General features: G+C 73.0%; 13 protein-coding genes. 8 read left to right on the forward strand and 5 right to left on the reverse strand.

Annotated elements, in window-relative coordinates:
• Positions 1-119 precede the first annotated feature (119 nt).
• Together ITJ59_RS12800 and ITJ59_RS12805 are read left to right on the forward strand one after the other, a co-directional pair.
• Positions 120-4,004 (forward strand): Pls/PosA family non-ribosomal peptide synthetase, encoded by a 3,885-nt coding sequence (locus ITJ59_RS12800; RefSeq protein ID WP_194651557.1) that lies wholly within the window; start codon positions 120-122, stop codon positions 4,002-4,004.
• A gap of 26 nt (positions 4,005-4,030) precedes the next feature.
• The gene (locus ITJ59_RS12805; RefSeq protein WP_323749493.1) at positions 4,031-5,350 is read left to right on the forward strand and encodes a M1 family metallopeptidase; all 1,320 of its coding nucleotides are present in this window, start codon (positions 4,031-4,033) and stop codon (positions 5,348-5,350) included.
• On the opposite strand, the gene ITJ59_RS12810 is transcribed toward ITJ59_RS12805, so the two are convergent.
• Positions 5,347-5,619, reverse strand: a complete 273-nt coding sequence (locus tag ITJ59_RS12810) for a helix-turn-helix domain-containing protein (RefSeq protein WP_194651561.1) — start codon at positions 5,617-5,619, stop codon at positions 5,347-5,349. The genes ITJ59_RS12805 and ITJ59_RS12810 overlap by 4 nt on opposite strands.
• 32 nt (positions 5,620-5,651) lie before the next feature.
• Between ITJ59_RS12810 and map the strand changes: the two genes are divergently transcribed.
• On the forward strand, positions 5,652-6,419 hold the full coding sequence (gene map, locus ITJ59_RS12815; RefSeq protein WP_194651563.1) for a type I methionyl aminopeptidase: 768 nt from the start codon (positions 5,652-5,654) through the stop codon (positions 6,417-6,419).
• On the opposite strand, the gene ITJ59_RS12820 is transcribed toward map, so the two are convergent.
• On the reverse strand, positions 6,403-6,987 hold the full coding sequence (locus ITJ59_RS12820) for a 4'-phosphopantetheinyl transferase family protein (protein ID WP_194651565.1): 585 nt from the start codon (positions 6,985-6,987) through the stop codon (positions 6,403-6,405). The two genes, map and ITJ59_RS12820, sit on opposite strands and share 17 nt — an antisense overlap.
• Positions 6,988-7,033: 46 nt before the next feature.
• On the reverse strand, positions 7,034-7,237 hold the full coding sequence (locus ITJ59_RS12825; protein ID WP_071255966.1) for a hypothetical protein: 204 nt from the start codon (positions 7,235-7,237) through the stop codon (positions 7,034-7,036).
• Between the two features lie 303 nt (positions 7,238-7,540).
• Between ITJ59_RS12825 and ITJ59_RS19410 the strand changes: the two genes are divergently transcribed.
• From ITJ59_RS19410 to ITJ59_RS12850, 5 genes are all read left to right on the forward strand, one after another.
• Positions 7,541-9,433 (forward strand): TPM domain-containing protein, encoded by a 1,893-nt coding sequence (locus tag ITJ59_RS19410; RefSeq protein WP_267238378.1) that lies wholly within the window; start codon positions 7,541-7,543, stop codon positions 9,431-9,433.
• A gap of 72 nt (positions 9,434-9,505) precedes the next feature.
• A complete protein-coding gene (locus ITJ59_RS12835) occupies positions 9,506-10,231 on the forward strand; it encodes a PspA/IM30 family protein (RefSeq protein WP_194651569.1) in 726 nt (241 codons plus the stop codon).
• 42 nt (positions 10,232-10,273) lie between these two features.
• Positions 10,274-11,095 (forward strand): arginase family protein, encoded by an 822-nt coding sequence (locus tag ITJ59_RS12840; protein WP_194651571.1) that lies wholly within the window; start codon positions 10,274-10,276, stop codon positions 11,093-11,095.
• Positions 11,096-11,151: 56 nt separating this feature from the next.
• Positions 11,152-12,555: a dihydrolipoyl dehydrogenase family protein gene (locus tag ITJ59_RS12845; protein ID WP_194651572.1), complete on the forward strand. Its 1,404-nt coding sequence runs from the start codon at positions 11,152-11,154 to the stop codon at positions 12,553-12,555.
• Between the two features lie 2 nt (positions 12,556-12,557).
• Positions 12,558-12,926 (forward strand): Fe-S oxidoreductase, encoded by a 369-nt coding sequence (locus tag ITJ59_RS12850; RefSeq protein WP_416354868.1) that lies wholly within the window; start codon positions 12,558-12,560, stop codon positions 12,924-12,926.
• 559 nt (positions 12,927-13,485) lie between these two features.
• Here the strand turns inward: ITJ59_RS12850 and ITJ59_RS12855 are convergent.
• Both ITJ59_RS12855 and ITJ59_RS19645 read right to left on the reverse strand, forming a co-directional pair.
• Positions 13,486-14,316 carry an ABC transporter ATP-binding protein gene (locus ITJ59_RS12855; protein ID WP_416354871.1) on the reverse strand — a complete coding sequence of 277 codons (831 nt, stop codon included), beginning with the start codon at positions 14,314-14,316 and terminating at the stop codon, positions 13,486-13,488.
• A complete protein-coding gene (locus ITJ59_RS19645; protein WP_323749494.1) occupies positions 14,313-15,209 on the reverse strand; it encodes a siderophore-interacting protein in 897 nt (298 codons plus the stop codon). Before ITJ59_RS19645 ends, ITJ59_RS12855 begins: the two co-directional genes overlap by 4 nt.
• Between the last annotated feature and the right edge of the window lie 33 nt (positions 15,210-15,242).

The following is a 15,242-nucleotide window of genomic DNA, read 5'->3' on the forward strand; positions in this document are numbered from 1 at the left end:
TGCCGCGACGCAGGGGCTCCGCGCCCGCGCCCGCGCTACCCCGTGTTTCCGAGCGCGACACCTCGGTCCCCTAGGATCACGGGCCGGTCGTCCCGCACGCGACCGGGAAGAGGGATCCGATGACCACCGGCACCGGGAACGCGCAGCTCGAACTCGCACGGGGCGGGCACGCCCCCGCACCACGGACCCTGTTCGACGTCCTCGCTGCGACCGCGGCCACCCACCCGGACGCCACCGCGCTCGAGGACCCCGCCGGCACCGTCGACTACGCCGCACTGCTCGACCTGGTGCGCGCGCAGGCCGACGACCTCGCACGCCGCGGAGTCCGCCGGGGCGACCGGGTCGGGGTGCGGATCCCCTCCGGCGGACGCGACCTGTACCTGTCGATCCTCGCCGTCCTCGCCGCCGGGGCGGCCTACGTCCCCGTCGACGCCGACGACCCCGAGGAGCGCGCGACCCTGGTGTTCGGTGAGGCCGGCGTGGTCGGGGTCATCGGCGCCGGCGGCGTCCTGCGCGACCGCGACGGCGGCGAACTGCCGGTGACGGACCCTGCGGCGAGCGCCGCACTCCCCCACGAGGACGACGACGCGTGGATCATCTTCACCTCGGGGTCGACCGGGGTGCCGAAGGGCGTGGCGGTCACCCACCGGAGTGCTGCGGCGTTCGTGGACGCCGAGGCGCGGATGTTCCTACGGCGGGCGCCGATCGGTCCGGGTGACCGGGTGTTGGCGGGGCTGAGTGTGGCGTTCGATGCGTCGTGCGAGGAGATGTGGCTCGCGTGGGGGCACGGTGCCGCGTTGGTGCCGGCGCCGCGGTCGCTGGTGCGGACAGGGGTGGACCTCGGGCCGTGGCTCATCGCGCACACGATCACGATCGTGTCGACGGTGCCGACGCTGGCGGCGCTGTGGCCGGACGACGCGTTGGAGCAGGTGCGGCTGGTCATCTTCGGCGGTGAGGCGTGCCCACCGGAACTCGCAGCCCGCATCGCGAGTCGTGACCGTGAAGTCTGGAACACGTACGGGCCGACCGAGGCGACCGTGGTGGCGTGCGGGTCCCTGCTGGACGGCGGTCAGCCGATCCGGATCGGGCTGCCGCTCGACGGGTGGGACCTGGCGGTCGTGGACGGTGCCGGGCAGCGGGTGGAGCCGGGCGGGGTCGGTGAGCTCGTGATCGGTGGGGTCGGGCTGGGTCGGTACCTGGACCCGGCGAAGGACGCGGAGAAGTACGCGCCGTTCCCGGAGCTCGGGTGGGACCGGGCGTACCGGAGTGGAGACCTGGTGCGGTACGACCCCGAGGGGCTGGTGTTCCAGGGGCGTGCGGACGACCAGGTGAAGCTCGGCGGTCGGCGCATCGAGCTCGGTGAGATCGACGCGGCGCTGCAGGGGCTCGACGACGTGGCGGGTGGTGCTGCGGTGGTGCAGCGGACCCCGGCGGGCAACCAGGTGCTGGTGGGGTACGTGGCCCCGGTGGCGGGTGCGACGGTGGACATCGCGCTCGCGAACGCCCGGTTGCGGCAGGAGCTGCCCGCGGCGCTGGTGCCCCTCGTCGCGGTGGTGGAGTCGTTGCCGACGCGGACGTCGGGCAAGGTCGACCGTGCGGCGTTGCCGTGGCCGCTCCCCGGAGCGACCGACGCCGCGATGCTGCCGGACACGGTGGCGTGGATCGCGGAGCGGTGGTCGGCGATCCTCGGGGTGCCGGTGTCGAGCGTGGACGACGACTTCTTCGCGCACGGCGGCGGTTCGCTGACCGCGGCGCAGCTGGTGTCCGCGATCCGCGAGCGGTTCCCGACGACGACGGTTGCCGACGTGTACGACCACCCGCGCATCGGGGCGTTGGCTGCAGCGCTGGACGAGTCCGGTCCGGTGTCGGCGTCGTCGCGTGACGTGACGCCGGTCCCGCCGGCCACCGGGTTCGCGATGACGCTCCTCGGTCTGCCGGTGCAGGTGCTGCGCGGGTTGCGGGTCCTGACGTGGACGGCGCTGGTCGCCGCGGTGCTGCACGCGACGACGCTTCCGTTCCTGCCGGTGCTCCCCTGGCCGGCGCTCGTGGTCGCGCTGCTGGTGTTCGTCACGCCGATCGGCAAGATGGCGCTGACCGTCGTGCTCGCACGGTTGCTGCTGGTCGGGGTCCGCCCCGGCGACCACCCGCGCGGTGGTTCGGTGCACCTGCGGGTCTGGTTGGCGGAGCGGATCGCCGAGGCGGTGGACGGGCCCTCGACCGCCGGTGCCCCGTGGATCAGCTACTACGCCCGAGCGCTCGGGGCGCGGATCGGCTCGGACGTCGACCTGCACGCGCTCCCGCCGGTCACGGGGATGCTCACGATCGGCAAGCGTGCCTCGATCGAACCCGAGGTCGACCTCGCCGGACACTGGGTGGACGGCGACGTGTTCCGTCTCGGCCGGGTGCGCGTCGACGACGACGCCGTCGTGCACAGCCGCACCACGCTGCTGCCCGGCGCGCACGTCGGCGCTGGTGCCGAGGTCGAGGCCGGTTCGGCCGTCGCCGGCCGGGTCCCCGCCGGGGAACGCTGGGCGGGGTCGCCCGCGGACCGTGTCGGGTCGGCCAGGCACGGACGGGAGGCCCGTCCCCCGTCGCGTCGACGCTGGCTGCTGGCGTACGGGGCCGGTTCCGTGGCCGTGGCCGGGTTGCCGGTGATCGGTGTCGCGGTCGGACTGCTGGTCGCGGTCGCCCTGGTCGGGCGCGCGTCGTCGCTCGGGGACGCCGTCCTGCGCGCCCTTGCCACGGTGCCGCTCGCCACCGTCGTCGCCGGGGCCGTGTACGCCCTGCTCGTGGTGGTGTCGGTGCGGCTGCTCGGCATCGGGTTGCACGAAGGCCGGCACCCGGTGCGCTCGCGGATCGGGTGGCAGGCGTGGTCGACCGAGCGGGTGCTGGACGCCGCACGCACGTTGCTCTTCCCCCTGTACGCGTCGCTCGTGACACCGGTGTGGTTGCGGCTGCTCGGTGCGCGGGTCGGCCGGAACACCGAGATCTCGACGGTGCTGCTCATCCCCTCGCTGACGCAGATCGCTTCGGGCGCGTTCCTGGCCGACGACACCATGGTCGCCACCTACGAGCTCGGTGGGGGCCGGGTGCGCATCGGCCGGTCGAAGGTGGGGCGCCGAGCGTTCCTCGGCAACAGCGGGATGACGGGCGCCGGACGCTCGGTCCCGCGCGAGGCGCTGGTGGCGGTGCTGTCCGCCGTGCCGAAGAAGGCCAAGCGCGGGTCGTCGTGGCTCGGCTCACCGCCGGTCCGCCTGCGCCGTGCAGCGACCCAGTTCGACGAGGAGCGCACCTTCCGTCCGCCGGTGCGGTTGAAGGTGGCGCGCGGGTGCTGGGAGCTGCTGCGGCTCGTGGCCCCGATGGTGTCCGCTGCGATCGCGCTGGGGGTGGCGGGCACCCTGCTCGCGCTGTGGTCGGCGGTGGGCGTCGGATGGACGGTGCTGCTGGCCGGCCCGGTGCTCATCGTCGCCGGGGCCGTCGCCGCGGTGGTGTCGACGATCGCGAAGTGGGCGTTCGTCGGCCGGATCACCGCGCGTGAGCACCCGCTGTGGTCGTCGTTCGTGTGGCGCAACGAGGTGCAGGACACCTTCGTCGAGACGGTCGCCCGGCCCTGGTTCGCCGAGCAGGCCACCGGCACCCCGGCCCTGGCGGCGTGGCTGCGGAGCCTCGGCGCGACGATCGGCCGCGGCACCTGGCTCGAGACCTACTGGCTGCCCGAGGCCGACCTCGTCACGATCGGGGCCGGCGCATCGGTGGCGCGCGGGACCGTCGTGCAGACCCACCTGTTCCACGACCGGGTGATGCAGCTCGACACCGTGCGGCTCGACGCCGGTGCGACCCTCGGGCCGCACAGCGTCGTCCTGCCCGCGGCAGGCATCGGCACGGGCGCCACGGTCGGGCCCGCGTCGCTCGTGATGCGCGGTGAGCAGGTGCCGCCGGGCTCCCGCTGGTCCGGCAACCCCATCGCTCCGTGGACAGCCGCACCGGCCACCCTGACGGACTGACCGGCCCCATGCGGTTGACTGTCACCGTGCCGACCGATCCTGCCGCCGACCCGTACACCCCGCACAGCGGCGACCGTCGGTGGAGCGCCGAGCACTACGACCTCCGCCTCGACTACCGCGTCGCCACCAACCGCCTCGACGGCACCGCCACGATCACCGCGCGCGCCCTCGAACCGCTCGACCGGATCGTGATCGACCTGCACGGCCTGAGCGTCGAGCGTGCCGACGTCGACGGCACCCGCGCGAAGAAGGTGTCGAAGGCCGTCCACAAGGTCACCGTCACGCCGGCCTCCCCGATCGCAGCCGACACCGAGTTCACGGTGCACCTGCGGTACCGCGGCAACCCGCGCCCCGTCCGCAGCGCCTGGGGCCAGGTCGGGTGGGAGGAACTCACCGACGGCGTCATCGTCGCGGCGCAGCCCACCGGTGCCCCCTCGTGGTTCCCGTGCAACGACCGACCGGACGACAAGGCGACCTACCGGTTCGAGATCGCCGCAGAGGCCGCGTACGACGTGCTCGCGAACGGCGAACTGCTCGGCAAGGAGCGGGACCGCATCGGCACCAGGTGGACCTACGCCACGACCGAGCCGATGGCGACGTACCTGGCGACGGTGCAGATCGGCCGGTACCGCACGACGAGGCTCCGCGGCGCCGTGGTGCCAGTCACCCTGCACCACCCCGCCGACCTCGCCGCCGCCGCGAAGACCGACTTCGGTCAGGTGCCGGAGATGCTCGCGCTGTTCTCGGACCGCTTCGGCTCCTACCCGTTCGCGGCGTACGGCGTCGTGGTCACCGACGACGAGCTCGAGATCCCGCTGGAGGCCCACGGGCTGGCGGTGTTCGGCCGGAACCACGTCGACGGCGAACACGGCACCGACCGGCTCATCGCGCACGAGCTCGCGCACCAGTGGTTCGGCAACTCGGTGACGGTCACCCGCTGGCAGGACATCTGGCTGCACGAGGGGTTCGCCTGCTACGCCGAGTGGCTGTGGTCCGAGCACCGCGGCGGCGACTCCACCGACGTGCTCGCGGCGCAGTACCGGCAGGGGCTCCTCGACCAGCCCGCGGACCTCGTCGTCGGCGACCCCGGCGCGAAGGACATGTTCGACGACCGCGTCTACAAGCGCGGTGCCCTCGCACTGCACGCCGTCCGCCGCACGTTCGGCGACGACGCGTTCTTCACCGGTCTCCGCAGCATCACCGAGCGGCACCGGCACGGTTCGGTGACGGTGCCCGACGTGCTCGGGGCGTTCGCCGCCGCCGCCGGTCGTGACGTCGCGGCGGTCCGGGCGGTCACCGGCCCCTGGATCGACGAACCGTCGGTGCCGACGCTGCCGGCTGGCTAACCGGCGAGCTCACCGTCGTTCGCGGGGTCGCAGCTGACCTCGGACCACACCGCGTCGAGCGACAGCCCGACCACGCCCGCGACTGACGCGATGGTCGAGAACGCGGGCGTCGCGATCCGCCCGGTCTCGATCTTGCGGAGCGTCTCGGGCGAGATCCCGGCGGCGAGGGCGGTGTCGACGATCGACCGCGGACCGCGGGCTCGGCGGAGGAGGGCACCGAGGCGACGGCCGCGCGCGACCTCGTCGGGGCGGAGCGGGAGACGGACCATGCCCACATAGTAATACCGGTATGATCATCCGCGTGATCGAGATCCTGACGCCTGCCGAGGTCGACAAGGCCCGTGCCACCGGAGCCCTCGTCGGCACCATCCTGCAGACCCTCCGTGAGCGCACCCGGGTGGGGACGAACCTGCTCGAGATCGACCGGTGGGCGAAGCAGATGATCGAGGCCGCCGGCGCCGACTCCTGCTACGTCGACTACGCACCCTCGTTCGGCCGCGGTCCGTTCGGCCACCACATCTGCACCGCCGTGAACGACGCCGTGCTGCACGGGCTGCCGCACGACCGCGCCCTGGCCGACGGCGACCTGTTGACGCTCGACCTCGCGGTGTCGCTCGACGGCATCGCCGCCGACGCCGCCGTGAGCTTCGTCGTCGGCACCCCGCGCGACGAGGACCTCGCACTCATCGACGCCACCGAACGCGCCCTGGCCGCCGGCATCGCCGCCGCCGGACCCGCCGCCCGCATCGGCGACCTGTCGCACGCCATCGGCACGGTGCTCGAAGCCGCCGGCTACCCCGTCAACATCGAGTTCGGCGGCCACGGCATCGGCTCGACCATGCACCAGGACCCGCACGTGTCGAACACCGGCCGGGCCGGCCGTGGGTACACGCTGCGTCCGGGGCTCCTGCTCGCGCTCGAACCGTGGGTGATGGCGGACACCGACGTGCTCGTCACCGACGCCGACGGCTGGACGCTCCGCAGCGCCACGGGGGCTCGGACGGCGCACACCGAGCACACCATCGCGATCACCGCGGACGGCGCCGAGGTGCTCACGCTCCCCCGCTGACCGACCCGGCCACCACCACGGGGACTCCGCCGGCCGCGACGACGAGCACCACGTCGGGTCCCGGACGGATGATCGTCACGGGGTGGTCGACCCCCTCGAACCGCGCGGACCCGGCGGCGACGTCGACGTCCACCGCCAGAGGGTCGACGCGCAGGCCGCGGCCGTCGCGCTTGAGTACCGCCTCCTTCGCCGCCCAGCAGGCCGCGAGCACGTCGGCGTCACCGGCCGAACGCTCGAGTTCGCCGGCCGTGAAGGCACCGAGCGGCGCTGCTGCGACACGGGACGGTCGTTCGACGTCCACACCGACCGGGCCGGGTGCGACCGCCAGGGCGAGCACGCCCTTCGTGCGCGACAGACTGACACCGATCCCGGTGCCGTGCGCCGCGGCCCACGGGCGACCGTGGTCGTTCCCGTCGCAGTGGGGGCAGACGCGCCCCGCGCGCACGGCGGGCGTCTCGACGCCCGTCGCCGACGCGACGGCGGCGACCAGGGCCTCCCGGTCGGCGGCACGGTCCGGACCCGGCGCACGCAACGTCACCATCACGGTCTGGAGGCCCGACTCACCCACGCACGCAGCCTACGGTGCGCGGGTGGTCAGCCCAGGGCGGTGGTCGCTATGCGTGCGTGAGGGCGATCAGTGCGACGTTCATCGTGCTGTAGAGACCCTCGGATCGGGTCGCCTGGCGGACGCGTCCGCGCAGGACTTCGTAGCGGCCGTCGTGCTCGCGCACGAAGCCGATCACGCCGGTGGCCGGCGTCGAGACACGGTGGTAGCCGTCCTCGAGCGGGACGACCTCGGTACTCGTGGTTCGCTCCATTGCTGTTCCCTTCCGTTCGTCGTCGAACAGTGGGCTCAGCCTACCCCGCTCCGGGGGACAAGACACCCATGGATCGGCTTGTCCACAGGGTTCACCGAGAGTCCGTCCGAGGGGTGCGCGCCGTGGATAGACTCCGGGCGACGGCGCTCTCAGGGTGCGGTTCCGCGCGGTGCCGAGGGGCACGGAGCGGCGACGGACGGAGGACGGATGCGAACGGTCCAGCGTGGATCGGGCACAGGCGGGTCGGACACCGGAAGGGGGACAGCGCGACGCTGGGGTCGCGTCACGGCGGCGGTCGTGGCGATGCTGATCGTCCTGGCACCGGCGGCGACCGCGCAGGCCACGGCACCCGTCGACCTGGGGAGCGCGTACGTCCTCGACGATTCCGGTTCGCTGAGCGCCTCGCAGCAGGCGCAGGTCGAACAGGCCGTCGAAGACCTCTACACGAAGACCCAGACGCAGTTGTACGTCGTGTTCGTCCCCTCGTTCACGAACCCGTCCGACCACACCGCGTGGGGCCGGGCCGTGCTCGACGAGAACCAGATCGACACCGACGGCATCCTGCTGTCCGTCGCGGTCGACGACCGTGACTACGACGTCCAGCAGACGAACGAGACGGAGATCTCCGCGTCCGACGTGCAGACCGCGGTGAACGACTCGCTGCTGCCCGCACTGAAGCAGAGCGACTGGTCGGGCGCCGCGGTGGCCTTCGCGAACGGCCTGACCGACACCCAGGCCCCGCCGGACCTGACCTGGCTCTGGATCCTGCTGCTCGTCATCGTCGTCGGGCTCGTCGTCGTCGTGCTGGTCATCCGTACCCGCAACAAGCGCAAGACCGCCGCGGCCACGAAGGCGCAGCAGGAGTCCCTCGCCGACCTCGAGCGCACCGCCGGCGGCGCGCTCGTCACGATCGACGACGAGCTCCGCACCGCCGAGCAAGAGGTCGGCTTCGCCACCGCGCAGTTCGGTCCCGACGCCGCGAAGCCGTTCGCCGACACCGTCGCCGCCGCGCAGCAGGCCGTGCGGAAGGCCTTCACGTTCCGGCAGCAGCTCGACGACGAGATCCCGGACTCCCCCCAGCAGCGTGCGGACTGGGCGAACCAGATCATCGCGATCTGCCAGCAGGCACACGCCTCGATCGAGGAGCAGACCGAGGCCTTCGACGCGCTCCGGTCGCTCGAGGACGGCGTCGACGAAGCAGCCGTCTCGCTGGCCCAAGCGGTCGCCGAAGCACCGGCGTCGGTCGGTGCAGCTGCGGCATCGCTCGACCGCGTCCGTGCGGACTACTCCGGTCGCACCCTCGCGACCGTGGCGGACAACGTCGACCAGGCGCACCAGGTGCTCGCCTACGCCACCGAGCGCTCGGACGCGGCCACCGCGGCGATCGCTGCCGGCGACAAGGGCCAAGCGGTGGTCGCCGTGCGCGACGCCCAGCACGCACTGGCCCAGGTGCAGCAGCTCACGAACAACGCGGTCGCGGCCGAGGGCACCTTCGCCGAGGCCACCGCACGCGCCGAGGCGATGCGCATCGACATCGAGGGCGACGTCGCCGCCGCCCGGACCCTCACCGTCGGTGGGCCCGACCTGGCCGCCGCGGTGACCCGGGCGCAGACCGTGCTGCGGCAAGGGTTCGACCCGAAGGACCCGATCACCGCGGTGGACGCCCTCACGAAGGCGAACACCGAGATCGACCAGGCCATCGCGGCCGCCCGGGGCGCCGAAGAGCAGCAGCGCCGCGCGACCCGTGCCCTCGACGACGCCCTGCGCGACGCACGGAACCGGATCAGCCAGGCGCGCGAGTACATCTCGCTGCACCGTGGCGGTGTCGGACCGACCGCGCGGACCCGCTTGTCCGAGGCCGAACGCGCCCTCGACGACGCCGTGCAGCTCGCCACCACCGACCCCGGGCAGGCGCTGCAGGCCGCACGGGCAGCCGAGCAGTACGCCGCCGCGGCGATGGACTCGGCGAACGACGACCTGGGCGGCTGGGGCGGTGGCGGCGGCTTCGGCGGGGGCGGCGGTCGTGGCAACGGGGCGCAGCTCGGCGGGCTGGTGACCGGCATCGTGCTCGGCGGACTCCTCGGCGGTCGCGGCGGCAGCTTCGGCGGCGGGGGCTTCGGCGGAGGCGGGGGCTTCGGGGGCGGAGGCGGCGGCGGGGGCGGCGGCGGCGGCTTCTCCGGCGGCGGCCGCTTCTGATCCCGCTCCCGTCCCGACCAGACCCGACAGACCAGTCACACCACGTCAGACCTTCCAGGAAAGGGAACAGCAATGGCAAAGCAGACGATCTTCGGCCGCATCTCCACCCTCGTGCGGGCGAACATCAACCAGCTCATCGACGACGCCGAGGACCCGCAGAAGATGCTGGACCAGCTCGTGCGCGACTACACGAACAACATCGCCGACGCGAAGACGGCGATCGCGCAGACGATCGGCAACGTTCGCCTGCTCGAGCAGGACCACGAAGAGGACAAGCGTGCCTCGACCGAGTGGGGCCAGAAGGCCGCCAACGCCTCGGCGGCGGCGGACAAGTACCGCGCCGAGGGCAAGACAGCCGACGCCGACAAGTTCGACAACCTCGCCAAGATCGCGATCGGCAAGCAGATCGCCGCCGAGCAAGAGGTCAAGGACGCCGAGCCGAACCTGGCCTCGCAGAACGAGGCCGTCGAGAAGCTCAAGACCGGTCTCGCCGGCATGGAGCAGAAGCTCGAACAGCTCCGCGCGAAGCGTGACAACCTCGTCGCCCGCTCGAAGACGGCCGAGGCGCAGTCCAAGGTCAACGACGCGCTCGGCAACATCGACGTGCTCGACCCGACGAGCGACCTCGGTCGCTTCGAGGAGAAGGTCCGCCGCGAAGAGGCGAAGGTCCTCGGGCAGCAGGAGCTGCAGTCGTCGAGCCTCGACGCCCAGTTCGAGAGCCTCGAGGACGTGGGCAAGGACGCCGAGGTCGAGGCACGACTCGCCGCACTGAAGTCCGGCGGCTCCTCGAGCCTCTGACCTCCCCGGACGACGCCGGACCCCACCTGACACACTGAGACGATGCAGTTCCTCGTGGTCGGTCAGTGGCAGGGTTCGGCGTCGTCGCGCGCGATGCGTCTCGGGGACGGAGCATCGGCGATCGCAGCCGACCTCCCCCGCGCGTCCACCACCGTCATCGACGTCCCGGCCGGGGCCGGTGACCGCCTCGAGACGGCCGTCGCCCGCTACACCTCCGTGCTCGCCGTCGCCGAACGCGTCGCAGAAGAGACCGGCGTCGCCAGCGAACCCGTCCTCGTGGTCGGTGGCGACGGGGCGAGCGTCCTCGGTGCGACCGTGGGTCTCGGACCGGACACCGCGTTCGTGCGCATCGCCGGCTCCAGCGGCTACCGTCCCCTCAACCGTGCTCAGCCGGTCGCTGCGGAGACCGCCGCGTTGCGCCTCCTGGTCGACCGACCTGACGACCTGTTCCCCACGCTGCCGGTGCTCAGTGCGTCGTCCGTCGTGGTCGCTGGTGTCCGCGGCCTCGACGACGCCGAGGTCGCCGCACTCGACCGTGCCGGTGTCGCCCGGCTCGACGTCGACGCCGCCACACCGGAAGCCCTCGCGGCTGCCGTGGACGCCACCGGTGCCACATCGGTGTTCGTGCACGTCGACCTGGACGTCCTCGATCCCTCCGAGGTCGACGGGCTGCTCGAGCCGGTGCCCTTCGGCCTCGACGGCGCAGGGCTCGTCGAGCGGATCCAGGCTGCGACCCGCGGCCGGCGGCTCGCCGGCGCGGCGCTCACCGGTTTCGCACCCGTGGACCCGGCCCGGGCAGTGGACGACCTCGGCGTGATCCTGCGCGTCGTCGGGGCGGTGACCAGCGCCTCCCGGGTCGCCTGAGAACCGACCCGGCGCGCCCGGGCGGAACCCATGCCGGTCCGCGTACGCTCGGCCGCATGACGGACTACGACCTCATCGTGATCGGCGCCGGCGCAGTCGGCGAGAACGTGGCGGACTACGCCCGGAAGCGCGGCCTGGCGGTCGCGATCGTGGAATCCGAACTGGTCGGCGGCGAGTGCTCCTACTGGGCGTGCATGCCGTCGAAGGCGCTGCTGCGGAGCGGCCACGCCCTCGCTGCGGCCAAGCGCCTCGACGGCGCGAAGCAGGCGGTCACCGGCGAACTCGACGCAGCCCGGGTGCTCGCCCGCCGCAACTCCTTCACCTCGGACTGGAAGGACGACGGCCAGGTGTCCTGGCTCGAGTCGGCCGACATCGCGCTGATCCGCGGCCACGCCCGCATCACCGGCGAGAAGACCATCGAAGTCGGCGGCGAGACGCACACCGCACGCGCGGCGGTCGCCGTCGTGACCGGCTCACTGCACGCGCTGCCGGACGTGCCCGGGCTGGCCGACGCGAAGCCGTGGGGCACGCGTGAGGGCACGAGCGCCGAGCACGTGCCGGAGAGCCTGCTCGTCATCGGCGGCGGCGTCGCCGGCTCCGAGCTCGCCACCGCGTGGGCATCCCTCGGCGCGAAGGTCACCCTCGTCGCCCGCGCCGGACTGCTCGGCGGCATGGAGCCGTTCGCCGGCGAGCTCGTCACCGACGGCCTGCGTGAGCTCGGCGTCGACGTCCGCACCGGGGTCAGCCCCGTCCGCGTCGACCGCGACGAGCACGGCCTCGTCACCACGACGCTCGACGACGACACCACCGTCATCACCAGCGAGGTCCTCGCCGCCACCGGCCGGAGCCCGCACACCGCGGACCTCGGTCTCGAGACGGTCGGTCTGACCGCCGGCGACTGGCTCGAGGTCGACGACACGATGCTCGTGCACGGCACCGACTGGCTGTACGCCGTCGGGGACGCCAACCACCGCGCGCTGCTGACCCACCAGGGCAAGTACCAAGCCCGCGCCGCCGGCGAGGCGATCGCCGCCCGCCACCAGGGCACGCCGCTGCACACCGAGCCGTGGGGTGCGCACGTCGCGACGGCGGACCACGCCGCGGTCCCCCAGGTCACGTTCACCGACCCCGAGGTCGCCAGCGTCGGCCTGACCGAGAAGACCGCCCGCGAGCAGGGGCTGCACGTCCGCGCCGTCGAGTACGACCTCGGTGCGATCGCCGGTTCGGCGCTGCAGGCCGACGGCTACACCGGCCGCGCCAAGATGGTCGTCGACGAGGACCGCGGGGTCGTCGTCGGGGTCACGTTCGTCGGCCAGGACGTCGCCGAGATGCTGCACGCCGCGACGATCGCCGTCGTCGGCGAGGTGCCGGTCGACCGGCTCTGGCACGCGGTGCCGGCGTACCCGACGATGAACGAGGTCTGGCTGCGCCTGCTCGAGACCTACGGTCGCCCGTCCTGAGCGTGCGCGGACTGGTCCGCCGGGCGCTGCTCGACTCCCCCGTCTCCCGCGCGGGGTGGGTGTTCGCGACGGCCGTCGGGCTGGCCGTGGGCATCCCGCTGTCGACGGGGCGCATCCGGGTGGTCGACGGGCTCGTCGTCTGCACGGGGCTGCCGCGGTGGGTGTTCCGCCGCGGCGGGACCTGCGTGGGCTCGGTGTACCTGACCCGCGACAACGACGGACCCCGGGTGCTGCGGCACGAGCGGGTGCACGTCGAGCAGTGGCGGCGGTACGGGATGCTGATGCCCGTGCTCTACGCGGTCGCGGGCCGCGATCCGCTCCGGAACCGCTTCGAGGTCGAGGCGGGGCTGGAGGACGGCGGCTACCGCTGACGGGTGCCCGTGCGCGGCCCGCCTGTTTACCGTGTGCCGTGTGCCGATCGGTCACGACACCCCGTCGGGGCGGCGCCGAGTGGTCGCAGACCGTCGGCGGCTCTGGCCGCATCCGACGGTCTGCGACCGGTCGGCGCGGCACGCGCGGTGCGTCGTGTCCTCCGGTGCAGGCCGGGCGGGCGACGAGACGTTACCGAACGGCGGACGGGAGGCACGGATCACGGCCGCCACGGGCCTCCTGTCCGCCTCGCGCTGGCCCACCTGCCCGGCGGACGTGCGCAGGTGCGTGGCGCCGCCGCGGGACCGGCGCCGGCGCCGAGGTTCCACGACATGCCGCGCGTGCTGCGCCGAGGTTCCACGGGGGCCCCGCAGGCGGCCCGAGGTTCCAAGATCTTGGAACCTCGGGAACACGCCCCGGCGGACGGCAACCACTCGTCGCCGAGGTTCCACGACATGCCGCGTGCGGCGTGCCGAGGTTCCACGGACGCCCTGGAAGCGAAGCGAGGTGCCGAGATTTCGGATCCTCGGGGCGGGCGGGCGGGCAGGCGGGCGGGCCGCGTCAGGCTGCGGCGGGACGACGCGGGACGATCAAGGGCGTGCCGGTCTCGGGGTCGGGGACGACCACGCACGGCAGGCCGAAGACGTCCTCGACGAGGCCGGCGGTCAACACCGACGCCGGCGGTCCGGCAGCGACGATCGACCCGCTGCGCATCGCGATGACGTGGGTGGCGTAGCGCGCCGCCTGGTTCAGGTCGTGCAGCACCGCGACGACCGTCCGGCCCGCGGCGTGCAAGGCCGAGGCCAGTTCGAGCACGTCGTACTGGTGCGCGATGTCGAGGAACGTCGTCGGCTCGTCGAGCAGCACGATGTCGGTCTCCTGCGCCAGGACCATCGCGATCCACACCCGCTGGCGCTGCCCGCCGGAGAGCTCGTCGACGCTCCGGTCCGCCAGTTCCACCGTCGACGTCTGCTCGAGCGCGGCCTGCACCGCACGTCGGTCCGACCCGGACGACGGGTGGAGCAGGTCCTGGTGCGGGAACCGTCCGCGGGACACGAGGTCGCGCACGGTGATGCCGTCCGGGGCGATCGGCGTCTGCGGCAGCATGCCGACCCGCCGGGCCACGGCTTTCGGACGGTAGGAGTCGATCGGCGCACCATCGAGGTACACGGTGCCGGCACGCGGCTTGAGGGTCCGCGCGAAGGACTTCAGCAGCGTCGACTTGCCGCACGCGTTCGGGCCGACGATGACCGTCAGCTCACCGTCGGGGACGTCCACGTCGAGCGTGTCCACGACGACACGGTCGTCGTACGCGAGCGTCAACCCACGGACGCCCAGCGCAGTCGTCGGCAGCCCGACGACGCTGGTCGGGAGCCCGGTTGCGGCGTTCAGTTCTCGGCCTTGCCGTGCCGCCAGTACCCCATGAACGCGACCTGCTTGCGATCGATGCCGACCCCGCGCACCAGGTGACGACGGAGTTCCTTCACGCAGCCGGCCTCGCCCGCGATCCATGCGTAGACCGGACGCTCGTCGACCGCAGCAGGGACGTCCCAGAGCACCTGCTCGTCGACGTCGACCTCGGTGAGTTCCGCGGCGTCGCCACAGACGGGACCGACGGCCACCGTCGACGCCCACGCGTGCACCTGGTCGGTCATGCGCACGCCGTGGGTCGCACCGTTCCGGGCGATCCAGCGGACCTCGACCCCGGCGGGCGCGGTCACGGGCAGGCGGTCGGCGTCGGTCGGCACCTCGATGAAGACGTGCCCGACGGTCGAGACGTCGAGCGCCTCGAGGATCGCGCAGATGGCCGGGGCGGCTGTCTCGTCCCCGGCGAGCAGGATGCGGTTCGCGTGGCCGGGCGCGAACTCCGCGGCACCGGTCGGCAGGTCCTCCGGCGACTCCGGCACCCGGGGTCCGACGATCCGGAGTTCGTCACCGACCCGGCAGGACGACACCCAGCGCGATGCTGGTCCGGCGTCGCCGTGGGCGACGAAGTCGATGTCGAGCTCACGGGCGTCCGGCCGGAACGACCGGACCGTGTACGTGCGCAACGGGTTGCGCTCGGCGTCGGGCAGCGCACGCCAGGCGGCGTACCAGTCCTCGCCTTCGGGCAGTTCGGAGAAGCCACCGTCGGACAGCGGCAGGACGACCTTGATCCGCTGGTCGAGTCCGACGGACGAGAAGTCCGCCAGGGCCTCGCCCGTCAGCGTCACCCGGACGAAGTGCGGGGTGAGCGACGTGACCGCTGCCACACGGACGGGGAAGACGCGGTACCGGGTTGCCACGGATCCGAGTATGGCATGCCTTACCTAACGTCT

It is taken from the genome of Curtobacterium sp. VKM Ac-1393 (assembly GCF_015350995.1).
Classification (GTDB): domain Bacteria; phylum Actinomycetota; class Actinomycetes; order Actinomycetales; family Microbacteriaceae; genus Curtobacterium.